The organism is Phyllobacterium sp. LjRoot231 (genome assembly GCF_964253365.1).
In the GTDB taxonomy this organism is placed as follows: Bacteria; Pseudomonadota; Alphaproteobacteria; order Rhizobiales; family Rhizobiaceae; genus Phyllobacterium.
Map to the genome: position 1 here is coordinate 2,412,654 of NZ_CAXUQT020000001.1, position 25,505 is coordinate 2,438,158.

Below are 25,505 nucleotides of genomic sequence, written 5' to 3' on the forward strand. Positions count from 1 at the left end.
TCCTTATTCAGGCCACGGATTAGTTCGGTTCTGCCGTCATGACAAGACACGTATTTTGCCCGCCGAACCCGAATGAGCTGGAAAGCACCGATGAGACGCTTGCCTCGCGCTTCACGTTGGGAACGACATCCATGACAATTGCCGGATCCGGATTGTCGTAGTTGATCGTCGGCGGGATCGTGCCGGTCTGAATGGTCAGCACAGAGAATACGGCTTCGATGGCACCGGCGGCAGTCAGTGTATGCCCAATCATCGACTTGTTTGACGACACGGGAAGCGATGAAATGCGGTCGCCAAAAACAGTGGACAGCGCCAGATATTCCATTTTGTCGTTTTCCGGAGTCGATGTCCCGTGCGCGTTGATGTAGTCGATCGCGTCTTCCTTGATGCCTGCATCTTCCAGCGAGGCGCGGACTGCGCCGATGGCAGGCGAACCGTCCGGCTTCGAACGGGTACGATGGAAGTCATCGGCCTTTTCGCCGCAACCGCGCATGATGCCGAGAATATTTGCACCGCGCGCAACGGCCGATTCGAGCGATTCCATCACCAGCGCGCCGGAACCCTCGGCCATGACGAAACCGTCGCGGTCCTTGGAAAACGGTTTTGCAGCCTTGTGGGCCGGCTCGTTGTGAGTTGAGAGGGCAGAGAGCAACGAGAAACGGACCAGCGCTTCGGCGGAGACTGAACCATCAGTACCGATCGACAAGACGCGGTGGCTTTCGCCGCGACGGATCGCTTCCACGCCGAGCTGAATAGCAGTTGCACCCGAAGCACAGGCTGTGGAAAGCGTAACCGGCAGGCCGCGCGTACCGAATGTATCCGCCAGGCATTCTGCAATGTAGCCAAATTCGACGGTGTTGAACATGTCGACCTGCGGGCCGCGACGGCATGCGGCTAGCAGCAGATCATATCCGGGCTCGCCTTCGGATTTTACCAAAGCGTCGAGAGCGAAACGGTTGCGCCATTCGAGCTCCACCGGTGGTGCTGCCAAGAAAAGTGGGCCGCCGAAGTCATCGATCGGAAATCCGGCTTGCGCTATCGCTTCCTCGGCTGCGAGCGAGGCTAGCTTCTGCGACAACGCCGACGCACCCTTGGTACTTTCCTCAAGGAAATCGACAGTCCCGGCGATCTGTGTGCGCAGATTATCGAGGGCAAAACGTGTGATCGTGTGAATGCCGGAGGTGCCGGAAGTCAGTGCCGCCCAGTTCTCTTCCTTGCCTTGTCCCAGTGAAGAAACAACCCCGAGACCGGTGATGGCAACAAGGGGACGGCCGAGATGATCAGTGTACTTGGACATGGAAATATCCCTTAAACTTTGACCAGGCGGGCAACGCCTTCGCCGCGGGTCCCGCCAATGGAAGTTGCCAGCGCGGTGTCGATGCTGGACGGTCCAGCTTTTTCGTTTTCGGCATCGACTGGCGGGAAGGCAGAGCCCTTGAAGACGCTCAGTGCCGCAAGCGCGACGACAAGAGAGAATTGCGCCTCGCGCACATGGCCGAGTTTGCCCGCCACGCCACGCACCACCGAACTCGAGAATGTATCGAGCGCTGTTTTTTCGGCTGCCGTTATATTTTTCGCGCCGGTGGCGCCTGAGATGATCAGATCGGCAGCCTTGTCTGCGCTGGCGGCACCGACCAGCTTGGCGACCGTTTGGCTCAGATCATCACGGCTGCGGCGAATTTGCGCGCTGTAGATGCCGTCAATGGCAGCATAAACGCGTGCGCCACGTTTTCTTGCATGATCAGCACTTTCCAGGACGAGGAATGCCCCGCCCGAGCCCGTGACGATACCGCCACCTGCTGTACCTTCCCGCTGCCAGAGAGGCGCCCAACCATCGGTCTTGAGCATGCCGTTCAATTCATAGCCAAGCAGCATATCTGGATGTTCGGAATTATAGGCACCGCCAACGAGCGCATGTGTGCTCTGGCCGGAACGAATGCGTGCAACCGTCGTATCGATCGCTGAAATGCCTGCACCTTCTTCTCCCATGAAGGTGCGCGACGAGCCTGTTACTTTATGAACAATAGAGATGTTGCCGGCCAGCAGGTTTGAAAGCTGTGCCAGGAACAGTGTAGGTCGGAGTTCTGTCGTCAATTTTTCATTCAGCATCGTGCCGAGATCATTACGGACACGCGCCTCGGCCAGAATCTGCTTGTCAACGGTAACGTCCCGTTCGCCGCCGCCTGCTGCGACCACCATATCCATCGTGGAGCAGAGCGCTTCGTCGTCCTTGATACCCGCGTCTTGGAGCGCGAGGCCAGCCGTATAGGTTCCGATACGCTGCCAGGTTTCCATTTGCCGCTGGTCACCGCGCTTGGGAATCTGATTGTTCCAGTCGACTTCGCCCAGGGGATGGACGGTGTAGGGTTTGAACGTCTCGCTGTCGATGCGAGGCTCAGCCTCGCCGTTGAAGGCCTGCCAATGGGCATCGACGCCTTCGCCCAGTGATGAAATCAGTCCGATACCAGTGATAACGACGGTGTTGTTCTGCATTGTCTCGCAACACCGTTTATACGGTGTACCCGGTTAGGTAGGAAAATCAGGCTTTCTTGGCGGCGACGAGTTCGTCGATCTTGGCGCACAGGTTTTTCAACACGAAGTATTCTTCGGTCGGAACCTTGCCGTCATTGACTTCCTGCGTCCACTGTTCGAGTGGGATCTTGATACCGAAGGCCTTGTCGATCGCAAAAACGATATCGAGGAAATCAAGGCTATCGATGCCGAGATCGTCAATTGTATGACTCTCCGGCGTGATGGAGTCGCGGTCGATCTCGCTGGTTTCGGCAATGATATCGGCGACCTTGTCGAATGTATCGGACAATTGATTTTCCTTTGCTTATCGTGCCTCGGACGAAGGCACTGATGTCTAATGAAGCCGGTATCTAGCGTTTTTCACGGCTTAGGGAAAGACCAAAGCTGCGCTGTGATTAGTCGAATATGATTCTTCCGGCGATGTGGATCGTTTCACCTTCTTCAGCTTTAGAAACCACAACGGCCTCGGTTGGGCGTGGAGTAATGCCTGTCAACGCTATTATATTGGCGCGGTCAGCCATCATTACCAGATTGCCTGGACCCCTGAATGCGGCGATCGTTGCGCGAATCTGCTCGATCTGGGATCGTTTGGCAGCTTCGTCAGCGGGCAATGGATCGAGCGGCTTGAATATCTCGGCGGGGATTGAGTTGAACGACAGCCGCGCGGTTTCCCGCGCATTGCAGGTCGAACTGGTGAGTATCTTGTCGATTCGCACGCTGCGGGCAGCAAAGCGCGCCCCGAGTTTTTGGGCCAGTTGGCGTCCACGATCGGAAAGCGTTTGCGTAGCGGAACAATCGACTGAGTTATCCAGGCTGGGACTCAAGGTACCAGAGGAGTCGGCACCTTGAATGAGGATAGTGTACCCGCCTCGCTGCACTCTCGCCCAGGCAGCATCTGTTGCGTATGCGTGCGGAACTGCAAAAAGTACGCTTAGCAGCAGCGCAAATACAGAAATTGCCCAGGGGCGGAATTGCTTCAACATCACTCTCCTTAGCAGTCGAGATGGTGATTTGTTCAAGAAAAATAAAGTGATGGGGCCGTAACGTCTTGCACTGCCTGATTTGCCAGCCTATTGCGGAAGGCGATGGGTCTCGTTCAAACAATCATCGTCGTTTTTGGTGTGATTGCCATCGCTTACGCAGCAGCACATTTCAAACTGCTGGATGAGCGGGTGGGTGACGGGCTGTCTGATTTCGTTTTCATGATTGCGGCACCCTTGTTGCTTTTCAGGACTATGGTGACGGCTGATTTTCACGGCACAGCACCGTGGTCTTTGTGGATCGCGTACTTCATTGGTGTGATTATCGCCTGGGCCGCGTCGGATATTGCGATCAAATTGTTTTTTGGCAGGGACAACCGCGCTGGCGTCGTGGCGGGTGTTTCCGGTGCATTTTCCAACCTTGTCTTTCTTGGCATGCCGCTCATGCTTGGAGTCTTCGGTCAGGAAGGCTTTGCGATTCTGTCCCTCATCGTTGCGATCCACATGCCGATCATGATGGCCGCGTCGATCTCGCTGCTGCATGAATTCGCAATGCGTCGCGACGGTGTGTTCAAAGGCGAGAGCCATTGGGCAGCGGTTGTCACCTCATTCTTTAAGAGCTTGCTGCACAATCCCTTTGTTTTGGGAATACTCGCCGGTTGGATCTGGCGCTTGGCGGGTATTCAGATGCCCGAAGTTGCCGACTCATTGATCCAGACATTGGGGAGCGTTGCGGGGCCGGTTGCCCTGTTCGCGATGGGCATGGGGCTGAAGAAGTTCGGCGTTTCCGGCAATATTGCAGCGGCGCTGACGATGTCTGCGATCAAGCTGTTCCTCATGCCCGCCGTCGTGCTTGGCGCGGCTTGGTTCATCGGACTGCCGCCATTCACCGCAAAAATTGCCGTGGCTGCTGCTGCGCTTCCCGCAGGCGTTAATTCCTATCTCATTGCCACGCGGTTCGGTACCGGACAGGCTCTGGCCTCGAATTCCATGGTCATGGCGACGGCTCTCTCAGCGCTGACATTGGCGTTCTGGATCTCAGTCGTGACGCGCATATTCGGATAGTTGCAGCTTTGGCCAAAAAGGAGCAGGGTAGGAAATCGCCTTCACTAGGGCGCATTGCCTCGCGCAGTGCAGGGTTATCCTTCACGGAACTCACGAACAACAATAACCCTTCGAACACAGGGAGAAATATGATGTTGCAGAAATCCAGCCAGTTCATGAAGCAGGCAAACCTCATCAATGGTGAGTGGGTGGCGGCCGATTCCGGCAAGACTATCGACGTCATCAACCCTGCTACGGGTTTGAAGATCGGTACCGTGCCAAATTCGGGCAAGGCCGAGACGCAACGCGCGATCAATGCTGCTGCTGAGGCTTTCAAGACATGGCGCAAGACATCCGTGCTTGAACGCTCGAAACTGATGCGCAAACTGCATGATGCCATTCTGGATAATCAGGATGCGCTCGCCGAATTGCTCACGCTCGAACAGGGCAAGTCTCTTGCCGAATCCAAGGGCGAGGTCGGCATGTCGGCTGCCTATATCCTCTGGTATGCCGAGGAAGCACGCCGCACTTATGGCGATGTTGTGCCTTCGCCATGGGCGGATCGGCGAATTCTTGTGACGAAGGAACCGGTGGGCGTCATCGCTGCAATCACACCTTGGAATTTTCCGTCCTCTATGCTTGCGCGCAAGATTGGTCCGGCACTGGCGTCCGGCTGCACGGCGGTGGTCAAGCCTGCCACACAGACACCTTATTCAGGTCTGGTCTGGGGCGCGCTCTGCGAAGAAGTCGGCATTCCGAAAGGCGTGGTCAATATTCTCACTGGTTCTGCCACCGAAATTGGCGGCGAGATCACCAGCAATCCGCTGGTGCGCAAGATCACCTTCACCGGTTCGACGGAGATCGGCAAAATCCTGATCAAGCAGGCTGCCGATACTGTCAAGAAAGTTTCGATGGAGCTTGGCGGTAACGCACCGTTTATCGTTTTCGATGACGCGGACGTCGACCGCGCCGTCGATGGGGCGATCATTGCGAAATTCCGCAATTCCGGTCAGACCTGTGTCTGCACCAACCGGTTCCTTGTGCAGGCGGGCATCTACGACATATTCGTCAAGAAGTTCGCTGCCGCCACGGAGAAGCTCAAGATCGGCAATGGTCTTGAAAACGGAACGCAGCAGGGCCCGTTGATCGATGAAAAGGCCGTCGAAAAGGTTGAAGAATTCATTGCCGATGCCAAACAGAAGGGCGGCAAGATCATTACCGGCGGTAAGCGTCATGCGCTCGGCGGAAGTTTCTTCGAGCCCACCGTGATTGGTGACGCGACGCCAGAAATGCTCTTCACCAAGGAAGAAATCTTTGGGCCAGTCGCACCGGTCTACAAGTTCGAGACCGAACAGCAAGCAATCGACCTCGCCAACGATACGCAGTTCGGGCTTGCCAGCTATTTCTACACGCAGGATCTCGGCCGCGTATTCCGCGTTTCCGAGGGGCTGAAATATGGTCTGATTGGCGTCAATGAAGGCATGATCACCACGGTGGAAGCCCCCTTCGGCGGCCTGAAGGAATCGGGTCTCGGCAAAGAAGGCGGCCATCAGGGCATCGAAGATTATCTCGACACAAAATATGTCTGCGTTGGTGGTTTGGGGCTTTAGGTTAAATGAATACAGAAGTTTTTGGCCACACGCCTGCGGGCGAGGCAGTCCACCGCATTACAATTTCGGGTGGTGGACTAACCGCCAACGTGCTGACATGGGGAGCAGTCATTCAGGATTTGCGCCTCAAGGGGCACGAACATCCGCTGGTGCTGGGCTATCGGGATTTTGCCGATTATCCTGCGTACTCCCCGTACCTCGGCGCGACGATCGGCCGTTCCATCAACCGCATTCGTGACGGTGAACTTACGATCGATGGCAAGACCTACGCGCTGGAGAAAAATTTCCACGGCCGGCATAATATTCATGGCGGTAGCCACGGAGCGGGCAAGCGCGTCTGGGATGTCGTCGCGATCGGACCGGATTACGTCACGCTGACGGTCCAACTCGGTGATGGCGAGATGGGTTTTCCCGGCAATCTGACGATCACGTGTACCTACATGCTGGAATCAAAGGGAACGCTTGTGATTCGTCTGGATGCGGTCACAGATAAGCCGACGATCTGTAACCTTGCACATCACAGCTATTTCAATCTCGATGATGGCGGCGCAACCGAGGCGCTCGACCATCAGGTCAGGATCGATGCCGAGGCCTATCTTCCCGTGGATGGTGATCTTCTTCCCGACGGACGCGTTATGCCGGTCGCCGGGACAGCGCACGATTTCCGCGAATATCGAGCCGTCCGGCACGAAGTGGAGGGCAAGCAGGTGGTCTACGACAACAATTTCTGTCTTGCCAGCCAGCGCCGTCCGCTATGCCTTGTCGCTTCGGTGAAGGGCGCCCATTCTGGCGTGGAGATGAATGTATCGACGACCGAGCCCGGCGTGCAATTCTACGCGGCGAACACATTGGGTGGAAAACCACCCATTGGCTTGACCGGCAAGACCTACGACAACTACGCAGGCCTTTGCTTCGAGGCACAGACCTGGCCTGACTCCACGCACTTTCCTTATTTTCCACGGGCCATCCTGCGTCCCGACGAAGTCTACAGCCAAATGACCAAGTACAGTTTCAATAGGGCGAAAGGCTAGGCTTTGAACGCTTTGCGCGCTTCGTCCATCGGGGCGAGCGCGCCATGGAACTCTACCACCCGTGCAGCGACTTTGTGTGCGTTGGTTGCTGCGGTGACCGGATCGAGACCAGCGAGGCGCGAGGCAATATAGCCCCCGTTGAAGCTGTCGCCAGCGCCCGTCGTGTCGACTGCATTGGCGCGCGAGGCGGGCACCTCGGTGCGCGTTCCACCGGCAATGACGAGCGCCGGCTCCGTTCCATCCTTGACGACGATCTCGCGCACGCCATAGCTTGCGATGCGGGCAGCGGTATCATCGGGCGTTGCGTCGCCGAACAGTGCATTCTCATCCGGAAAAGTTGGTAGAGCGATGTCGGTGACGTGAAACGCATTGCTCAAAACCTGCCGCGCGGTATCGGCATTTTCCCACAGGCGGGGGCGGTAGTTGGCATCGAAGACGACGAGCGAACCTTGACGTCGTGCATTACTGACGGCGTTCAGGACATTCTGGCGGCTTTTGGGGCTTAGAATACCCATCGTGATGCCAGAAAAATAAATAATCTGCCGACCGTCGAGACTTTTCGCCAAGGCATCTGGATCGTCAGCGAGGTGCCGCGCTGCAGCGTCGTTGCGCCAATAGGTGAATGAGCGCTCGCTGCCGGTTAGCGTGATGGCATAAATGCCGGGGCGCGCGCCAACGATGATCGGGCTATGGGCGGTGTTAATGCCGTTATCACGCAGGAATGTGCGCTGTTTGACCGAGAAGGGATCATCACCAAAAGCGGTAACATAATCGACAGCGAAGTCCGCTTCAGTGAGGGCGCGGACATACCATGTGGTGTTGAGCGTGTCACCTGCAAAACCCATGCGCCACTGATCGCCATTGGCGCCGGACAATTCGATCATGCACTCGCCAATGGCTGCAAATCCGCTCATGAAATCCTCCACTACTCCGGTCGGCTGCGACTGATATACGAGTGTATTGCTGCTGTCATTTCATAAAAACGCGAACTGTCATAATCACTTCGTCATGCCATGTTAGTCGGCGAATACGTCTTGAAGGAGAATTGAATGTCGCGAATCACGACGATTGAACAGCTGGAAGCCATCTATGGCGGCGGCATCACCGATGCATCTACAGCCAAGGTTGCAGCTCGAATCACGCCGGAATATCGGCAGTTGATCGAAGGCTCACCTTTCGTGGCGCTGGCGACAAGTGGTCCTGAAGGTCTGGATTGTTCGCCGCGTGGTGATCTTGCGGGTTTCGTGCGGATTCATGACGAACGGACCTTGATGATGCCGGACCGCCGCGGCAATAACCGCGTTGACTCGCTCCGCAACATTATTCGGGACCCGCGCGTCGCATTGCTCTTCCTCATTCCCGGGCTGACCACAACGTTTCGCGTCAATGGGCGTGCATTTGTCGATACCGATCAGACACTGCTTGATAGTTTCATCGTTGATGGCAAAGCCCCGCGTTCTGTCACTGTCGTCGAAGTGGAAGAAGCCTATTTTCAATGTGCCCGTGCGTTGATCCGCTCGGAATTGTGGAATCCGGAAAAACACCGCTCTCCGAAGGACTTTCCAACGCCCGGCCAGATACTGGCTGCTCTCAGCGAAGATAGAGTAGGCGGAGAGATGTATGATCGCGAATGGCCGGAGCGCGCCGCAAAAACAATGTGGTAATTCAGCCAGCATTCTTATTGTTGTCGATGGCAATTTCCATCCGATCAGCTGCAAAGCGGGTCTTTGAATATTGAATTGGATGGCCTTCGACATCGACATTGATGGCGGTAGCGACGAGGACGATTGCACCAGGCGAGAGTTTCAGGTGCCGTAGCTCCTCTGCTTCGGCATGGCGCGCTGCAATGACTGTCGATTTGCGCAGATAATCGTCAATTCCCGCAGCCTTAAGAGCAAATGTTATCGAACCGGATGAACGATAATCCTCCGCAACATTTGGTACGCGTGCTGCATCGAACCAAGCCGTAGCGCAGGAAACCGGATTGCCGTCGGCAGTATGCATCGTGTCGATCCTGACCACTTGCCCCGACTGCATATGCAGCGCTTCAGCAACTTCGGCAGGCGCTTCTTCAACGCGATGGGCAAGCAGTATACCCCTGGTTTCACGCACTTGGGTCGACAGGATTTGTGAAAAACGCGTGCGCTCGCCGATGCGGTAAGTGAGCTTCTTGCTGTTGGCGACAAAAGTACCGCGTCCCTGTTCGGCTCGCAGGACACCCTCCTTGGTCAGTGCCGCTATCGCACTGCGAATTGTGTGGCGATTGACCGCGAAACGTGTCGCCAATTCGACCTCAGGCGGCATGCGCGTGCCATTTGCCAATTTTCCCGCCGAGATATCGCCCCTGATCTGATCCGCGATCTGACGCCAGATAGCTACCCCGCTGTTGCGTGTAATGAATCGCGCCGATGTCACGCTTTGTCATGCTCCTGTCATTGACCTGATTTATAAACATATATATTGTCTGATTGTATAGATAACTAGACAAATTTCAGTGAGGTGTCAATGGGCAACGAAAATTCAAGTGCCACTCCAATTGCTGGCGAACCTGATTTCGGGCGCAAGGCTGCCATGGCCTTGCTGGCGCAGGCAACTGTGCAGGAGATGAAGGATTTCTGGACGCATTGGGCGGACAAGCCGCAAATCGAGACGTTGCGTGGGCCGGAAACGGGCCTCGTGATGGTGCGTGGACGCATCGGCGGTGGCGGCGCTCCTTTCAATCTCGGTGAGGCGACTGTGACGCGCGCAACGGTGCGGCTCGGCAGCGGCGCTGTCGGTCATGCCTATGCGCTCGGACGTTCGAGCGAGAAGGTTCGTCTTGCGGCCATCTTTGACGCGCTCTGGCAGGAACCGGCCTATCGTCAGGCAGTTGAGGACATGATCCTTGCTCCCATTGCGCAACGTCTCAATGACAATCTCGAAGACAGACGAGCCGAGACGGCCGCGACCAAGGTCGATTTCTTCACAATGGTGCGGGGTGATAATTGATGCGCGCAGTGACACAGGTTTATGAGGGCGGCTTCAGCGATGCAGTCTTCAATTCGCAAGAGGTCTTTCGGGCTCTGATGGACGCCATGGCCAATCCCGGCCGCGTCATCGAGATTGGCAATCTTACGGCTGCTCCATCGCCGATTTCCTCTGTTGCAGCATCGGTGGCAGCTACTCTGTTTGATCATGATGCGATGGTGTGGTGCGACAAATCCATCATCGGCTCGGAGGCTGCTATTGGCTGGCTGAAGTTCCATTCTGGGCTTGAGCTAACTTCGAACCCATCGGACGCGCAATTTGCCCTGATCAGCGACATCGAAACGATGCCGTCGTTCCAATCGTTTGCCAAAGGAACGTCGGAATATCCGGATCGCTCGACCACAATTATTCTCCAGATCGACGGTTTCAATGGGCCGGAAGAACTGATGCTGAAGGGTCCGGGCATCAAGGACACGCAAGCGTTCGCGCCAAGCCAATTGCCAAGGATGTTCGTTGATCAATGGGCAGCAAATCGCGGCGCGTTTCCGCGCGGTATCGACCTGATTTTCGCGGGCAAGCACGCGCTCGCAGCCTTGCCCCGCACGACCCGCATTTCGAAAAAGGAGGCGTGAGCCATGTATGTTGCAGTCAAGGGCGGTGAAGCAGCCATCCGCAATGCGCACAAACTGCTTGCCGACCGCCGCCGCGGCGATCGTTCAGTGCCTGCAATTGGCCTCGATCAGATCGTTGAACAACTTGCGTTGGCAGTCGATCGTGTCATGGCGGAAGGTTCGCTCTACGACACCGAACTCGCGGCGCTGGCGGTGAAGCAGGCGCGTGGCGACATGATCGAAGCGATCTTTCTCGTTCGCGCCTATCGCACCACATTGCCACGGTTTGGCTATACCAGGCCGGTCGAAACAGCGCAGATGGCGATCGAGCGGCGCATATCGGCAACGTTCAAGGATTTGCCAGGCGGGCAGTTACTCGGTCCGACATTCGACTATACGCATCGTCTGCTCGATCCCGAACTCGCCGAAGATGGGGCCGTCGAGACGCCCGATCGTCGTATTGAAGCGTACGAACACACGCCGCGCGTCACCGATATTCTCGGCCACGACGGCATGATTGAAGCCGATGGCGACATGCCCGAAGGCGTGGAAACAGGCGACCTCACCCGCGAGCCAATGTCTTTTCCCCTCGAACGCGATTTGCGCCTACAAGCGCTGGCTCGGGGTGATGAGGGATTTCTTCTCGGTCTCGCCTATTCAACACAGCGAGGCTACGGACGCAGCCACCCTTTTGTTGGCGAAATTCGTATCGGCGAAGTCGAAATCGAGCTTGAGGTTGACGAACTTGATTTCCCGCTGACACTTGGCCGCATTCGCGTCACCGAATGCCAGATGATCAATCAGTTCAAGGGCTCATCCAAACAGCCCCCGCAATTTACCCGCGGCTACGGCCTCGTATTCGGCCAGAGTGAACGCAAATCCATGTCGATGGCGCTGTGTGACCGGGCATTGCGGGCGAGGGAACTCGGCGAAGACATTACCGCTGCCGCGCAGGACGAGGAATTCGTCATCTCCCACAGCGACAATGTGCAGTCTACAGGCTTCGTCGAGCATCTGAAACTGCCGCATTACGTTGATTTCCAGGCGGAACTTGACCTCGTACGCCGCATGCGTGGCGAGCATGAACGCCGCGAGACCGAAACCAAAGAGGCAGCAGAATGACCGAGCTTGCGACCTATAATTTCGCCTATCTCGACGAACAGACGAAGCGGATGATCCGCCGCGCCGTTCTCAAAGCCATCGCCATTCCAGGTTATCAGGTGCCGTTCGCTTCTCGCGAAATGCCGATGCCCTATGGTTGGGGCACTGGCGGCGTGCAGGTGACTGCCGCGGTGATAGGCCCGAACGACACGTTGAAAGTAATCGATCAGGGTGCGGACGATACGACCAATGCAGTGTCGATCCGTGCCTTCTTCCAGAAGGTTTCCAATGTTCGGGTGACCACAAAAACGACGGAGGCGACGATCATCCAGACGCGCCACCGCATTCCCGAAACTGCGCTGCAAGCTGGGCAAACGCTCGTCTATCAGGTGCCGATCCCGGAGCCGCTGCGCTTTCTTGAACCGCGCGAGACCGAGACGCGAAAAATGCATGCGCTGGAGGAATATGGGCTGATGCATGTGAAGCTTTATGAGGACATCGCCCGCCACGGCCGCATTGCCACGACCTATGCCTATCCGGTGAAGGTAGAGGGCCGTTACGTGATGGACCCGTCGCCCACGCCAAAATTCGACAACCCGAAGATGCACAACTCTCCAGCGTTGCAACTGTTCGGGGCAGGGCGCGAAAAGCGTATCTACGCCATCCCGCCCTATACGGAAGTTGTCAGCCTCGATTTCGAGGATCATCCATTCGAGATACAGACCTTCTCGGAGCCCTGCGCGCTCTGCGGCGCCAAGGGCAGCTATCTTGATGAAGTCATTCTCGATGACAAAGGCGGCAGCATGTTCGTCTGCTCGGATACGGATTTTTGTGAAGACCGTCAGGCAGAGGGCCATCGCGGTCTTCTTTCGGCCAATCCTGCGGAGGCAGCAGAATGAACGATACACCACTCCTGAAAGTCAACGCTCTGTCGAAGTTCTACGGAAGCCGCATTGGCTGCCAGAACGTTTCCTTCGAGCTGTGGCCAGGCGAAGTTCTCGCCGTTGTCGGTGAATCTGGGTCAGGCAAGACGACACTGCTGGATTGCCTGGCGACGCGCTTGGCGCCTTCCACCGGCTCGGTCGAATACCGGATGCGCGACGGGCAATTTCGCGATCTCTACCGCATGAGCGAGGCCGAGCGGCGCTTTCTGATGCGGACCGACTGGGGTTTCGTTCATCAAAATCCGGCCGATGGATTGCGCATGACTGTTTCCGCTGGAGCCAATGTTGGCGAACGGCTGATGGCCGTGGGCGACAGGCATTATGGCAAGATTCGCGCGACTGCTACCGATTGGCTGGGTCGCGTCGAGATTGCCGCCGACCGCATCGACGATCAGCCGCGTGCCTTTTCCGGCGGCATGCGCCAGCGGCTGCAAATCGCCCGCAACCTCGTCACCAACCCGCGGCTCGTGTTCATGGATGAGCCCACAGGTGGTCTTGATGTGTCGGTCCAGGCAAGACTACTCGATCTTCTGCGCGGTCTCGTCAGCGATCTCGGTCTGGCGGCCATCGTCGTCACCCATGATCTTGCGGTGGCGCGTCTGCTCTCGCACCGGATGATGGTGATGAAGGATGGCCATATTGTCGAGACAGGGCTTACCGATCGCGTTCTTGATGATCCGCAGGCGCCTTACACCCAGCTTCTCGTTTCCTCCATCCTGCAAGTCTAGGAGAAAATCATGCCGACACCTCTCGTTGTTTCCGATGTCGCCAAGAGCTTCACCATGCATTTGCGCGATGGTATCCGTCTGCCTGTCGTGGCAAATGTCTCCTTCTCCATTAAAGCGGGCGAATGCGCCGTGCTTGGAGGGCCTTCCGGGGCGGGCAAGAGCTCGATCCTGAAGATGGTCTACGGCAACTACGCCGTGGATCGCGGTCAGATCATCGTGCCCTACCGCGACCGGCTTATTGACGTTGCCGCCGCCGATCCGCGCACGATGCTCGGCATTCGCCGCGACATGATCGGCTATGTGAGCCAGTTTCTGCGTACAGTACCGCGCGTTTCGGCACTGGATGTTGTTGCCGAACCCCTCATTGCGCGGGGCATCGACCGCACAGACGCACGGGCTAAGGCCGGTTCGCTGCTTGCAGGGCTCAATTTGCCTGAACGGCTGTGGTCATTGCCGCCCGCGACGTTCTCGGGCGGCGAACAGCAGCGTGTCAATATTGCCCGCGGCTTCATCACAGATCATCCGATCCTGCTTCTCGACGAACCAACCGCGTCGCTTGATGCCAAGAACCGCGATGTAGTGGTGTCGATGATCCAGCAGAAGAAGGAGGCGGGCATCGCCATGCTCGGCATCTTCCACGATCAGGATGTACGGGAAGCCGTCGCCGACAGGATCATCGATGTCACGGCATTTTCTGTACCGAATGGCGTAGCGGCCTAAGTTCACCACTGGCTATTCGATTTTTTAAACCACCGGTTTTCGGGAGCGGATCACGCAAATTTGTGTGCCGCTCCCGTTATCATTTGCACCCTCCAGATAGGGTTTTCCGTGGATAACACACGGCCTGAGAATACGATCCGCAGTTGTCACGTAACTGAAATGAAAATGCCATCGCAGGTTCACACAATCCCTCTAGGACGGATCAACGGCCAAAAGGGATCGACGAATGCTGAAGATTGAAAACGTGACGCGGCGCTTTGGCAGCAATATCGCCATCGACAACGTCAATGTTGAAATTCCGCAAGGCCAGATGGTTGGCATTATTGGCCGATCGGGCGCAGGAAAATCTACGTTACTGCGTATGATCAATCGGCTTATTGATCCTTCCGAGGGCTCGATTCTGTTCGAGGGAACCGATGTCGCCAAGCTGCGCGGGTCGCACTTGCGCAATTGGCAGCGCGATTGCGCGATGATCTTCCAGCAGTTCAACCTCGTGCCGCGTCTCGATGTTCTTACCAATGTGCTTCTTGGCCGTCTAAACCATCGTTCGACGATTAAAAGTCTTCTCGGCATCTTCTCCAATGACGAACGTGCCATGGCGGTCGCCGCTCTTGATCGGCTGGATATCGCCAAGACGGCCCTCCAGAGAGCCGGCACATTGTCTGGAGGCCAGCAGCAGCGCGTCGCCATAGCTCGCGCGCTGATGCAGAACCCCAAAGTCATTCTTGCTGATGAGCCTATCGCTTCGCTTGATCCGCGCAATGCGCAGGTCGTCATGGAGTCGCTGCGCGACATCAATGAGAAGGAAGGCCTGACCGTTATCACCAATCTGCATACGCTCGATACTGCCCGGCATTTTTGCAGCCGAATCATCGGCATGCAGGGCGGCAAGATCGTCTTCGATGGCGGTCCGGATGATCTGACTGAACTAGCCGCCCGCCGCATTTACGGTGCGGACGGCCTCAAGGATGCGTTTTCAGAAGCCATTACATCGACGAGTATCGTACGCGGTCCGCAGAAGCCAATCCCGGAGTTGGAGGCCATTCTGGCCGCGCGTTGAGCGTAAAGAGATCGTCTCGCCCACGTTACGGGCTCATACGAAACCGATCACAAACTCATTGGACGTTTGACAGGAGAGAACCATGTTGTTCAAAAAAGCCCTTCTCGGTGCTATCGCGCTCAGCGCGATGTTCACTGGTACAATGGCCCGCGCTGAAGACCTCAAGGAATTCCGCATTGGCATCCTCGGCGGCGAAAACGAAACCGACCGCTTGCGCAATTTCGGCTGCCTTGCGGATCACCTCAAGCAAACCTTTGGTTTTGAAAAGGTTTCGCTGTTTCCCGCAGCTGACTATGATGGCGTGATCCAGGGCCTCCTCGGCGGTACGCTCGACTTCGCCGAACTCGGTGCTTCCGGCTACGCTGCGGTCTACATCAAGGACCCGAAGGCCGTTACACCAATTCTCACCACCCAGCAGACTGACGGCTCGACCGGCTACTATTCCATTGGTCTCGCCCGTAAGGATTCTGGCATCAAGACGATCGCCGACGCCAAGGGCAAGATCCTCGGTTACGCCGATCCGGATTCAACCTCCGGTTACCTCGTTCCGTTGACCCAGATCCCCAAGACCACTGGCATGCCGAACGACAAGTTCTTTGCCAAGACACAGTTCAATGGCGGTCATGAGAACAATCTACTGGCCGCTTATGACGGCAAAGTCGACGTTGCTGTAGACGATTCCTCGGGTCTCGGCGATTTCAAGGATGGCTACACCTCCGGTACGTTCCGCAAGGAAGTCGATAAGGGCGCCGTTGATCCGAGCCTGCTGGTCGAAGTATGGCGTTCGCCGCTCATTCCGAATGGCCCGCTGGTTGTTCGCAATGGTATCGGCGATGAATGGCATGCCAAACTCGCCGATTTCTTCCTGAAATTGCCAACCACCGACAAGAAGTGCTTCGAAGCTGTCGAAGGCGGTGACTTCAAGGGTTACCATCCTGTGAAGCCCGAGTTTTACAATGCGGTCATCGATATCCGCAAGAACGCAATCGGCGGCTAAGGCTGGCGATCATCACGGGGTGGCTGGTGACGGCCACCCCTTTTTTGTGCGTACCATGCGGATCAACTCATGACGTTTGCTGACACTCAGCCGCAACTACAAAGTTCGCACGACATAGCCGAGTCGTGGCGAAAGGTCGTGGCACGTCGCCGGATGTATACGGGCCTCGGACTGCTCGTGCTGTTCATCGGGTTCGTGGGCTCCGTCCGTTTTGCCGATGAAAGCAATGCCGGCCATTTCTTCGATCGTCTCCCCCACCTCTTCGATTTTCTCAGCTGGCTCGTACCCAAGGACTGGAGCGATGTGTGGCGGGCACTCTTCGATATCGCAAGCCCCAACGACAAGGGCGGTCAGGAGTTCAATTTTGATCTAGGGCGGGTCTATATCTGGGGCGATTTCTATATTCCCGAGTATTTCGAGCTGATGATCATTACGTTCAACGTGGCGCTGGTTTCGACCATTATCGGGTTCATTTTCGCGGTTCCACTCAGCTTCATGGCTGCGCGCAATCTTACGCCCGCCAATCCAATCCGCATCGTGGTCAAGCGTTTCATGGAATTGCTACGCGCCTTTCCAGAGATCGTCATTGCAGGGCTTTTTTCCGCCATTCTTTCGATTGGACCGATCGCCGCCATCATCGCGATAAGCCTGCATTGTATCGGCGCGCTGGGTAAACTCTTCTACGAAGTTGTTGAGAATGTAGATATGCGATCGGATGAGGGCATGCGATCCGTTGGCGCCAGCTGGACGGAACGCGTTCGGTTTGCCGCATTGCCGCAAGTATTGCCGAATTTCATGTCCTATGCACTGCTGCGGCTTGAAATCAACGTTCGCGCCTCGACTATCATTGGCGCCGTCGGAGGGGGCGGCATCGGTGAAGAACTGAAGCTTTCGATCTCACGCGGTTTTGGCGCCAAGACTTTGGCGCTCGTGCTGCTGCTCTTTGTCACCATCTTTGCCGTTGATCAGTTTTCTGCATGGCTGCGACGCCGGCTGGTCGGCGAAAACGCCTTCCTTCTGAAGCATTGAGGATGCCATGACCCTTATCGACGCAAGCCAGGCAGAATCAATCCAGGGACGTTATCCCGAGGTCTTCCAGCGCTCCTTTTTCAAGCGCTTCGCGCCTTTGTTAATGGTTATCAGCCTGTTCCTCTACGGTGTCTACGCCGTCTGGTTCTTCGAGGTTCCCAAGGCCATATCGGAAGGCCATTGGGAACGCGTTGGCATCTATCTGAGCCAATGGATCAGCTACGACGTGCAGGCTGAATTTAGGCTAGAAGGCGACACCATCACGCCGAAATATCCACGGTTCTCACCATTGGGCAATGATCCGAACCCTGACTGGGTGAGGCAGAACAGCGATCGAACCATGACCGTTGAAATTCGCGGGCCAGACCGGGCAGTGACTTTCAGCGACACTGAAGCAACGCTGATCGCCCATGGCGAGTCTGTGCGGGTGGAGCTATCGGGCGGGAAACCTGTTGTCTCAGGCAATTTACCATCCTGGGTCAGCGTCTATGATGAAGATGTCGTTGCCGATATGGGCTTTGCCGGAGAAGTGCGTGTCGAGGCTGACCGCGTCAAGATCCGCAAACGTTTTCTCGGCTGGGCCAATTTCATCTTCGATCCGCAATCACCCTTTTTTGGAAAATCGGCCGGCGAGGTGATAAGTCTCATCACGACTAGGCCCCAGATCGAGCCCGGAAGATCAAACCTGTCGCTGGCAGTCGACAACTTCCTCAACAATGGCGAATGGCAGCACGGGGATGTTTGGGTCAAACTCCTGCAGACCATCATCATGGCGTTCCTTGGAACAATTTTAGGTGCGGTTGTCAGCTTTCCATTGGCGTTCCTTGCTGCCCGCAACATCACATCAAGCCGCTTTGTCAATCAATCGTTCAAGCGCTTCTTCGATTTTCTGCGCTCGGTCGACATGCTGATCTGGGCGTTGTTCTTCACCCGCGCATTTGGACCGGGCCCGCTTGCGGGCAGTGCTGCGATCTTCCTGACCGAGACCGGTACGCTCGGGAAGATTTACTCCGAGGGGCTTGAGAACATCGATGACAAGCCGCGCGAAGGTGTCCAGTCGACCGGTGCAAACCACGTCCTCGTCCAGCGCTACGGTGTGATGCCGCAGGTCGTGCCGGTCATGATCAGCCAGACGCTGTACCAATGGGAATCGAATATCCGCGGCGCGACAATTATCGGTGCGGTTGGGGCCGGCGGTATCGGTCTCAAGCTCTGGGAAGCGATGCGTACCAACAAGAACTGGGAAAACGTCGCCTATATGGTTCTGCTCATTCTTTTGGTGGTGTTCATTTTCGATGGCATATCCAATGCACTGCGTTCACGGCTGATCGGAAGGCCACAGCATTAAATTGGCGACGTTCAAAGGCTTGTCATAATCAAAGCGTAACGCGAGGATGTTCCGGAGGAATCAGCATGCGCTATGCAATTTATTTCACGCCGCCATCAAGTGACCCGCTTCTGAAAGTCGCGGCGAACTGGCTTGGCCGAAATGCCTTTACCGGTCAGCCGGTGAGGCCGCCGCAGATTCGCGATCTGGCTCATGAGGATTTCACGCTCTTGACGGCATCGGCACGTCGCTATGGCTTCCATGGTACCTTGAAGGCCCCGTTTCATCTTGCCCAGGGCTTTGAGGAAAAAGAGCTTTTGTCGGCTCTTATGCATTTTGCCTCATCCATTGATCCAGTCGAGATTCCGAAACTGCAGATCGCCAACCTCGACGGATTTTTTGCACTGGTTCCGGAAGAACCGTTGGCGCGCCTCAATCAGCTGGCGAATGACGTTGTCGTCGCGTTTGACCGCTTCCGTGCTCCTCCAACTGCAGAGGAAATCAAACGGCGCAATCCAGACAGAATGACAGTGTCGCAGCGGCGAAATCTCGAACAATGGGGTTATCCCTATGTTTTTGAGGATTTTCGTTTCCACATGACGCTTACCGATACTGTGCCAGAACGCGACCGCCCTAAAATCGAGCGGATTTTGAGCGAATTCCTTGAGCCGGTTCTGGAAGAGCCTGTTGAAATCAATAATCTGGCACTTTTTACCGAAGCCGAGCCCGGTTTCCCCTTTGAAATACACTCGCTGCATCCGCTTGCAGGAACCAACAGAAGAAAGACTGCCTAAAAATGTCCGCCGAATTGATCTTGAACAACGCGAAAATTGTCCTTGAAGATGATGTCATCTCCGGGACGGTTGTGATCAGAGATGGCAAGATTGCCGATATCTCTGAAGGTTCTGTTTCTGGCGGCGAGGATTTCGAAGGCGATTATCTCATTCCCGGGCTGATCGAACTGCATACGGACCATCTCGAGGGTCACTATATGCCGCGTCCACGGGTTCGCTGGAATCCGATTGCCGCAGTGCTTGCCCACGATGCACAGATCGCCACGTCGGGTATCACTACGGTCTTCGATGCCTTGCGGGTCGGGCTCGATGAAGATGCGGACATGTCCGCGGACGAAAGCCGCAAGCTTGCCGATGCGATTGAAGACAGTGTCGAACAGGGCCGTTTGCGCGCCGATCACTACATCCATCTGCGTTGTGAAGTGTCGGCGTCTGATTGTCTCGAGGGTTTCGCTCACTTCGACAATGACAGCCGCGTCCGGCTGGCCTCTTTGATGGATCATGCACCTGGTCAGCGGCAGTTCGTCAGTCTGGAAACCTATGCCTATTATTACCAGCGTAAGCTGAAGCTCTCGGACAAGGAATTCAATGCGTTCTGTGAAAAGCGTATGGCAGAATCTGCGAAGAATTCTGGACCTCAGCGCAAAGCAATTGCCGAGCTATGCCGCGCGCGCGGGATTGTTTTGGCCAGCCATGATGACGCGACGCGTGCCCATGTGGATGAAGCGGTGGAGCAAGGCATTCACGTGGCAGAGTTTCCAACGACGCTCGAAGCTGCCGCCGCCTCGAAACAGGCCGGACTTTCAGTGCTGATGGGTGCACCGAATGTGGTACGCGGCGGTTCGCATTCGGGAAATGTGTCTGCACGGGAACTGGCCGAACATGGTCATCTCGATATTCTATCGTCCGACTACATCCCCTTCAGTCTTATTCAATCGACCTTTTTCCTCGGCGAAACCGTCGAGGGGATCACGCTGCCGGATGCGGTGCGTCTGGTGACCAAAAACCCTGCAGAGGCCGTAGGTTTCAAGGATCGCGGTGTAATCGAAATCGGCAAGCGTGCCGATCTCGTGCGGGTTCGTGTCGATGAGCATATTCCAGTGGTGCGTACAGTCTGGCGGGAAGGTCGCCGGGTCGTATGATGGCGGGAATGATAGAGCGCGCGCTCAACCCCGCATCTGCACCACTGCGCAACGGTGCCTTCGTTGCTGTTGTCGGGCCGAGCGGCGCCGGAAAAGACACGATCATTGATTTCGCTCGCGCTGCGCTTAACGATCAGCCGGGCTTTCATTTCGTTCGCCGCGTGGTGACCCGTCCGTCGTCGGTAGATGCGGAAGATCATGACACTCTGAGCGAAGAGCAGTTCCTGGCGGCAAAACGGGCAGGGGAGTTTTCGCATTTCTGGGAGGCGCACGGCCTTCATTATGGCCTGCCGAAATCTGTTGACGACGAGATCGAGCGCGGAGCCGTGGCGATTGCCAATGTCTCGCGCGGCGTTTTGCCTGCGCTCCGCGAAGCCTATGCCAATTTCATCGTGGTTCACATCACCGCGTCGCATGAGGTTCTGGCGAAGCGGCTCGCCTCGCGCGGACGCGAAGACGCTGCTGAAATCCAGCGCCGTCTGATGCGGGCCGCCCCCAATCCCTGCGATCCGGAGGATGCGATCATGATCGACAATTCCGGGGCGGTTTCAGATGCTGGTGACGCGTTCGTTGCAATTCTCAAAAAGTCCGCGGCGTTTGCTGCTGTTTCAGAACAGATTTAGCCCCGGTCTCCTGGCCGCAAGAAACCCGGAGGCAATTGCCCCCGGATCGCTTTATCTGTCCTCTTCAGAAATCACGCTGGAAGCGAATGGTACCGCCGAATGCGTCATCGCTGCCGCCATTAAGAATGGCTTGATCCTTACGGGCACCGTCAAACTGGGTGTAGTCGATTTCGGGAGTGATCGTGAAGCCCGGGACAAGTTCGTAAGCCACGTTGAGAGCGAGAGCGTATGTCCCTTCAGATTCATAAGCAGCCTGACCGTTGATCATCGCCTTGTCGGAAACCTCGGCGGCAAAACCACCCCATGCCGCCCAGTCGCCCTCCCATAAGCCATACCAGTTCTTGTTGATATTGGTCACGAATGAGTTCGGGTCATAATCGGATTGATAGGCTCCCATTACCCAGGCGGAGATCGTGTCGGTGAACTTCACATCCAAACGCGCCTTGACGCCTATGGCCTCTTGCACGGAGTCGTAGCCGATAATACCGGAGATCGTTCCCCAGCCCTGTTCGAATTTCGCGCCTGCGAGGACATGGGGCATGTAATCGTCGATCGTGTAATCATATCCCCCTTCCTCTGAGCCCTGTTCAGCGGCGATGATGGCGGAGAAACCGTTGCCAGCCTTGTAGGTATAGCTGATCTCGTTACTGGAGAAGCTATCACTGCCATACTGGATCACATCGTCATTGATGATATCGCCTGCGTAGCCGACCCATGAACCGAAGATAGCGTCGTTGACGCCGATCTGGAAACCGCCGAGCTCAATATATGCCTGATGAAGAGTAGCGCCATCGTCTTCGCCGTTGGTGTACTGGAAACGGCCGTCAACATAGGAGCGCAAGGTACCGAGTTCGGTTTCGGAGCGCGCGTCAAAACGAATATCAGTACGAGTGCTCTTGCTCCAAGTGTCGTGCTCGCCGCCGACGTGACCGCCGACATAGACATCGTCACCTGCGGCTGCATCGTAACGCAGATAGCCGCCGACCTTAAGGCAAGTCTCGGTTCCGGGGATATAGAAGAAGCCGGCGCCATAGGCATCACAGACTTTGACGTTTTCGACGGGCTCTGGCTCGGCCACAACCACTGCGTCTGCAGCGCGTGCGCCCGATGCCGCTATGAGGGCAGCAGCAGAGCCGAGGAGAAAGCTCTTGATATTCATTTCTGATCTCCGATTAAAAAGAGTCACAAGCTCATGTCCCCAACCGATGCATATTCCTGTTCGCTGGCAGGCGCAAAACCGAACTATTATCGAACTGAGGGTTCGGAAATTGTTGTTGCGATTTTACAACGCGACCCAAAAACGGTGTGGTTTCCAACGAGGGATCGGTATAGTCGGCGGATTGGACAATTGCCGCTTTGCGTTTTATGAGGACGTCCAGATGTTGGTAAGCAACGGCTGGCACACTACATGAGCCAAGCAGACAACCGGACGTTTCCATAGTGATTAACCAGGCTGATACGAGCGAAAACTACAAGCGCTACCGTTTCGCGGTAGCGCCGATGATCGATTGGACGGACCGGCATTGCCGGACCTTCCACCGGCAATTCACGCGCCATGCCTTGCTCTATACGGAGATGGTCGTTGCCGATGCTGCGATCCACGGTAATCGCGAGCGCATTCTTGGGTTTGCCGAAGCGGAACATCCCGTTGCGCTGCAACTCGGTGGGTCCGATCCTATCAAGCTGGCTGAAGCAGCACGCATCGGCGAAGCCATGGGCTACCAGGAAATCAATCTCAATGTCGGCTGCCCATCCGACCGCGTTCAATCGGGCACATTCGGTGCTTGCCTGATGAAAACGCCGCGCGTTGTTGCGTCAAGTGTTGAGGCGATGAAGCAGGCGGTCGCAATTCCCGTGACGGTCAAGTGCCGCATCGGTGTCGACGACCAGGATACGGAAACGGCTCTTGATGAACTCGCCAGGGGTGTATTCCATGCTGGTGCTGATGCGTTATGGGTGCATGCCCGCAAGGCATGGCTCAAGGGGCTTTCACCAAAGGAAAACCGCGATATTCCGCCGCTGGATTATGCTCGGGTCTATCGTCTGAAACAGCAAAATCCGAGTCAATTCATTGGGATCAACGGCGGTATTCAGACGCTTGATGAAGCGCTTGACCATTTGAATCATGTTGACGGTGTCATGCTTGGCCGCGCGATCTACAACAATCCTATGCTGCTGCTTGGCGTCGATAGAAATATATACGGCAGCGAAAACGCGGTCCCTTCATTGGATGCGATCATCGATCACATGTGCGATTATGCGGATGCTCATATAGCGCGCGGCGGTCGATTGTCGCACATTACACGGCATCTGGTAGGTCTGTTCCATGGCGCGGCCGGCGCACGGCGCTGGCGGCAAATACTGTCGACGGAAGCCAATCAGACAGATGCAACCAGTGCTGTGATCCGCCGGGCGTATGCGGCGATCGGGATCGCGCCGACGGAAGAAGCGGCTTGAGTTAGTCCGAAAGAACCAGCCGGTCGCCGCGTACGGAAAAGCCGCTGAGCGTATTCAGGAAATTCATGCCGAGCAGACTGCCTGCCATTTGGCCATCCTGGGTCACCATAGCACGAATGTTACGGCGTTCGATGGCACCTATCTTGATGGTGTCCAACGTGATATTGGCCGCGGTCGCCATGCCGTTCGCGGTCATGATAGGCGTTTTGTAGGAGAGCTTGTGCGGATTGAGCCCTGCCCGGCGAGCATCTTCCGCCGAAAGCACGATCGACGAGGCGCCGGTATCAATGATGAACGGTATCGTCGCACCGTTTACTTCGCCACGAACCTCGAAATGACCGCTATCGGCCTTGGCCAGCGTCACTGTGATTGTTCCATTACCATTACGATTGGAAATAGGGCTTCCGGGAATCAGTCCAGCCGTTATCCGGTGTCCGACATCCTGCAACTCATAGCGGTATTGGTAGCCTGCAACGATCGCCAGAAAAATGACGACCCAAATCGCCATACTGCGCAGAAAATGGCTGAGAGGAATGCCGGAACCGAGCAGAAACGAGCCGAGGACGACGCCCCAGATGCCCATATAGGCGAAACGGGCGAAATCATCGTTCGCCATACCCAAAGTTGAGCCGCTGTCATTGTTCGCCATCAACAGCAGCAGGGTTGCGCCAATCAAGGCAATGATGATCCAGAACAGGCGGCTCATTTTCAATCAGCTCTCTTGCTTTTCGCGCGCCATGCGGCTGCGCCGCGTTTCGCGGCGCGGGCGTCGCTCAACGGTTTCGAGCCGCTCGGGCAGGCCCGCCATGACGCTGCGGCGAGTCTCAGGTGACATGATCGACCATGCACCTATTTCCTCGCGCGTACGTCCGCAACCGAAGCAAAAACCGGTCTTCATATCGATGGCGCAGACGAGGATGCAAGGTGACTCGATGATGCTCATGTGGGAGATTTGGTACGGTTAAAGTGCAATGACAAGCCCGAGCAGCAGTGAAATTGTCGTGAGCTGCTGCATGGCCCCCAATGTGTCACCCGTCTGTCCGCCGATCTTTTCATGGCAGAGCCAGGAGAAACCGGGGAACACGAGCGCAGTCAAACATGCTGCGATGACGATTGCTAGTGGCCCGCCAGCAGTGCCATAGCTGATTGCAAGAACGACAGCGCCAAGGATCAGGGCAAAATTGGCAGCTTCGGCAGTTGGCATTCCTGATTGATCGCTGACGCCGCCCGCCCGTGCGGATGGCAGGCTCTGCCAGAATTTTGCCATCACGGAGCGGCTGGCGGCTTCTGTCCCTATGACGACAACTACTGCATGGAATACACCGACCTCGTCGAGTATCGTGGTAAGCAACGCTGTCCGCAAGAACACAGAGATAATCAGTGCAAGTACACCGTAAGAACCCGTCGCCGAATCCTTCATGATCTCCAGCCGCCGATCAATCGACGTCCCGCCGTAGAAGCCGTCAGCTACATCAGCAAGCCCGTCCTCATGCAATGCACCGGTGGTGATGATCAATGCGACAACAACCAACGACGCTGTGACGATCTCGGGCAGATCAAGGGCATGGGCGATCAGCAGCACGAGCGAGGCGGGCAGGGCGATGAGCATACCTGCCAGGGGAAAGCCGCGCACCGTGCTACTGAGCGCGCCGTCATAACCTTCAAACCAGCGCTGCGGGACGGGCAGTCGTGAGAGAAAGGCCAGCGCCCGCATCGTGTCATTGACCAAATCCATGCTGCAACCTTTGAATCACTGAGGTCGCGACACTCTGTGCCGTGCATTGACCTTTGCGTTTTCTCTCCCAGCG

At 56.3% G+C, this 25,505-nt stretch carries 28 protein-coding genes; 18 read left to right on the plus strand and 10 right to left on the minus strand.

Translation table 11 applies throughout. The features are described 5' to 3' along the window. Positions 1–19: 19 nt before the first annotated feature. From ACSQ3H_RS11815 to ACSQ3H_RS11830, 4 genes are all read right to left on the minus strand, one after another. A complete protein-coding gene (locus tag ACSQ3H_RS11815) occupies positions 20–1,297 on the minus strand; it encodes a beta-ketoacyl-ACP synthase (RefSeq protein ID WP_436117247.1) in 1,278 nt (425 codons plus the stop codon). A gap of 11 nt (positions 1,298–1,308) precedes the next feature. After that, on the minus strand, positions 1,309–2,493 hold the full coding sequence (locus ACSQ3H_RS11820; protein ID WP_436117248.1) for a beta-ketoacyl-ACP synthase: 1,185 nt from the start codon (positions 2,491–2,493) through the stop codon (positions 1,309–1,311). A 46-nt stretch (positions 2,494–2,539) separates the two neighbouring features. Next, complete coding sequence (locus tag ACSQ3H_RS11825) at positions 2,540–2,821, minus strand: acyl carrier protein (RefSeq protein ID WP_008123430.1); 282 nt, start codon at positions 2,819–2,821, stop codon at positions 2,540–2,542. Positions 2,822–2,927: 106 nt separating this feature from the next. After that, positions 2,928–3,515, minus strand: a complete 588-nt coding sequence (locus ACSQ3H_RS11830) for a histidine phosphatase family protein (RefSeq protein ID WP_436117249.1) — start codon at positions 3,513–3,515, stop codon at positions 2,928–2,930. Between the two features lie 102 nt (positions 3,516–3,617). Here ACSQ3H_RS11830 and ACSQ3H_RS11835 point away from each other — a divergent pair, with 102 nt between their 5' ends. The 3 genes from ACSQ3H_RS11835 to ACSQ3H_RS11845 all read left to right on the plus strand — a co-directional run bounded on the left by ACSQ3H_RS11835 (position 3,618) and on the right by ACSQ3H_RS11845 (position 7,197). Next, positions 3,618–4,577 (plus strand): AEC family transporter, encoded by a 960-nt coding sequence (locus ACSQ3H_RS11835; protein ID WP_436117250.1) that lies wholly within the window; start codon positions 3,618–3,620, stop codon positions 4,575–4,577. A 131-nt stretch (positions 4,578–4,708) separates the two neighbouring features. Further along, on the plus strand, positions 4,709–6,166 hold the full coding sequence (locus ACSQ3H_RS11840) for an NAD-dependent succinate-semialdehyde dehydrogenase (protein ID WP_436119423.1): 1,458 nt from the start codon (positions 4,709–4,711) through the stop codon (positions 6,164–6,166). Between the two features lie 5 nt (positions 6,167–6,171). Then, a complete protein-coding gene (locus ACSQ3H_RS11845) occupies positions 6,172–7,197 on the plus strand; it encodes an aldose epimerase family protein (protein WP_436117251.1) in 1,026 nt (341 codons plus the stop codon). Here the strand turns inward: ACSQ3H_RS11845 and ACSQ3H_RS11850 are convergent. Next, positions 7,194–8,111: a sugar kinase gene (locus tag ACSQ3H_RS11850; RefSeq protein ID WP_436117252.1), complete on the minus strand. Its 918-nt coding sequence runs from the start codon at positions 8,109–8,111 to the stop codon at positions 7,194–7,196. The two genes, ACSQ3H_RS11845 and ACSQ3H_RS11850, sit on opposite strands and share 4 nt — an antisense overlap. 135 nt (positions 8,112–8,246) lie before the next feature. Between ACSQ3H_RS11850 and ACSQ3H_RS11855 the strand changes: the two genes are divergently transcribed. Then, complete coding sequence (locus tag ACSQ3H_RS11855; RefSeq protein WP_436117253.1) at positions 8,247–8,861, plus strand: pyridoxamine 5'-phosphate oxidase family protein; 615 nt, start codon at positions 8,247–8,249, stop codon at positions 8,859–8,861. A gap of 1 nt (position 8,862) precedes the next feature. On the opposite strand, the gene phnF is transcribed toward ACSQ3H_RS11855, so the two are convergent. Continuing rightward, a complete protein-coding gene (gene phnF, locus ACSQ3H_RS11860) occupies positions 8,863–9,612 on the minus strand; it encodes a phosphonate metabolism transcriptional regulator PhnF (protein ID WP_436117254.1) in 750 nt (249 codons plus the stop codon). A gap of 90 nt (positions 9,613–9,702) precedes the next feature. Between phnF and phnG the strand changes: the two genes are divergently transcribed. From phnG to phnN, 13 genes are all read left to right on the plus strand, one after another. After that, the gene (gene phnG / locus ACSQ3H_RS11865; protein WP_436117255.1) at positions 9,703–10,185 is read left to right on the plus strand and encodes a phosphonate C-P lyase system protein PhnG; all 483 of its coding nucleotides are present in this window, start codon (positions 9,703–9,705) and stop codon (positions 10,183–10,185) included. Continuing rightward, positions 10,185–10,796 (plus strand): phosphonate C-P lyase system protein PhnH, encoded by a 612-nt coding sequence (gene phnH / locus ACSQ3H_RS11870; protein ID WP_436117256.1) that lies wholly within the window; start codon positions 10,185–10,187, stop codon positions 10,794–10,796. Before phnG ends, phnH begins: the two co-directional genes overlap by 1 nt. 3 nt (positions 10,797–10,799) lie before the next feature. Next, entirely contained in the window at positions 10,800–11,897 is a 1,098-nt protein-coding gene (locus ACSQ3H_RS11875) for a carbon-phosphorus lyase complex subunit PhnI (RefSeq protein ID WP_436117257.1), read from the plus strand. Next, positions 11,894–12,775: an alpha-D-ribose 1-methylphosphonate 5-phosphate C-P-lyase PhnJ gene (locus ACSQ3H_RS11880; protein WP_436117258.1), complete on the plus strand. Its 882-nt coding sequence runs from the start codon at positions 11,894–11,896 to the stop codon at positions 12,773–12,775. The genes ACSQ3H_RS11875 and ACSQ3H_RS11880 overlap by 4 nt, the downstream gene beginning before the upstream one ends. Beyond that, complete coding sequence (gene phnK / locus ACSQ3H_RS11885; RefSeq protein WP_436117259.1) at positions 12,772–13,548, plus strand: phosphonate C-P lyase system protein PhnK; 777 nt, start codon at positions 12,772–12,774, stop codon at positions 13,546–13,548. The genes ACSQ3H_RS11880 and phnK overlap by 4 nt, the downstream gene beginning before the upstream one ends. Before the next feature lie 9 nt (positions 13,549–13,557). Continuing rightward, on the plus strand, positions 13,558–14,268 hold the full coding sequence (gene phnL, locus ACSQ3H_RS11890) for a phosphonate C-P lyase system protein PhnL (RefSeq protein WP_436117260.1): 711 nt from the start codon (positions 13,558–13,560) through the stop codon (positions 14,266–14,268). Between the two features lie 226 nt (positions 14,269–14,494). Then, the gene (phnC, locus tag ACSQ3H_RS11895; RefSeq protein ID WP_224508294.1) at positions 14,495–15,328 is read left to right on the plus strand and encodes a phosphonate ABC transporter ATP-binding protein; all 834 of its coding nucleotides are present in this window, start codon (positions 14,495–14,497) and stop codon (positions 15,326–15,328) included. Positions 15,329–15,413: 85 nt separating this feature from the next. Beyond that, on the plus strand, positions 15,414–16,325 hold the full coding sequence (gene phnD, locus ACSQ3H_RS11900; RefSeq protein WP_436119424.1) for a phosphonate ABC transporter substrate-binding protein: 912 nt from the start codon (positions 15,414–15,416) through the stop codon (positions 16,323–16,325). A gap of 69 nt (positions 16,326–16,394) precedes the next feature. After that, on the plus strand, positions 16,395–17,354 hold the full coding sequence (gene phnE, locus ACSQ3H_RS11905; protein WP_436117261.1) for a phosphonate ABC transporter, permease protein PhnE: 960 nt from the start codon (positions 16,395–16,397) through the stop codon (positions 17,352–17,354). Positions 17,355–17,361: 7 nt separating this feature from the next. Next, positions 17,362–18,702, plus strand: coding sequence for a phosphonate ABC transporter, permease protein PhnE (gene phnE, locus ACSQ3H_RS11910; protein WP_436117262.1), 1,341 nt, complete (start codon positions 17,362–17,364; stop codon positions 18,700–18,702). A 65-nt stretch (positions 18,703–18,767) separates the two neighbouring features. Then, positions 18,768–19,475 (plus strand): DUF1045 domain-containing protein, encoded by a 708-nt coding sequence (locus ACSQ3H_RS11915; protein ID WP_436117263.1) that lies wholly within the window; start codon positions 18,768–18,770, stop codon positions 19,473–19,475. A gap of 2 nt (positions 19,476–19,477) precedes the next feature. Next, positions 19,478–20,617 (plus strand): alpha-D-ribose 1-methylphosphonate 5-triphosphate diphosphatase, encoded by a 1,140-nt coding sequence (locus tag ACSQ3H_RS11920; RefSeq protein WP_436117264.1) that lies wholly within the window; start codon positions 19,478–19,480, stop codon positions 20,615–20,617. Between the two features lie 8 nt (positions 20,618–20,625). After that, positions 20,626–21,240, plus strand: coding sequence for a phosphonate metabolism protein/1,5-bisphosphokinase (PRPP-forming) PhnN (phnN, locus tag ACSQ3H_RS11925; protein WP_436117265.1), 615 nt, complete (start codon positions 20,626–20,628; stop codon positions 21,238–21,240). Between the two features lie 64 nt (positions 21,241–21,304). Here the strand turns inward: phnN and ACSQ3H_RS11930 are convergent, their stop codons facing one another. Continuing rightward, entirely contained in the window at positions 21,305–22,399 is a 1,095-nt protein-coding gene (locus ACSQ3H_RS11930; protein WP_436117266.1) for a porin, read from the minus strand. A gap of 341 nt (positions 22,400–22,740) precedes the next feature. On the opposite strand from ACSQ3H_RS11930, the gene dusA reads away from it, so the two are divergent. Next, complete coding sequence (gene dusA, locus ACSQ3H_RS11935; RefSeq protein ID WP_436119425.1) at positions 22,741–23,697, plus strand: tRNA dihydrouridine(20/20a) synthase DusA; 957 nt, start codon at positions 22,741–22,743, stop codon at positions 23,695–23,697. Position 23,698: 1 nt separating this feature from the next. Here the strand turns inward: dusA and ACSQ3H_RS11940 are convergent, their stop codons facing one another. The 3 genes from ACSQ3H_RS11940 to cobS are packed head-to-tail and all read right to left on the minus strand — an operon-like array spanning position 23,699 to position 25,432. Next, positions 23,699–24,403: a TIGR02281 family clan AA aspartic protease gene (locus ACSQ3H_RS11940; protein ID WP_436119426.1), complete on the minus strand. Its 705-nt coding sequence runs from the start codon at positions 24,401–24,403 to the stop codon at positions 23,699–23,701. A gap of 6 nt (positions 24,404–24,409) precedes the next feature. Beyond that, a complete protein-coding gene (locus ACSQ3H_RS11945) occupies positions 24,410–24,640 on the minus strand; it encodes a DUF1289 domain-containing protein (RefSeq protein WP_436117267.1) in 231 nt (76 codons plus the stop codon). A gap of 18 nt (positions 24,641–24,658) precedes the next feature. Further along, on the minus strand, positions 24,659–25,432 hold the full coding sequence (cobS, locus tag ACSQ3H_RS11950) for an adenosylcobinamide-GDP ribazoletransferase (protein WP_436117268.1): 774 nt from the start codon (positions 25,430–25,432) through the stop codon (positions 24,659–24,661). Positions 25,433–25,505: the final 73 nt, after the last annotated feature.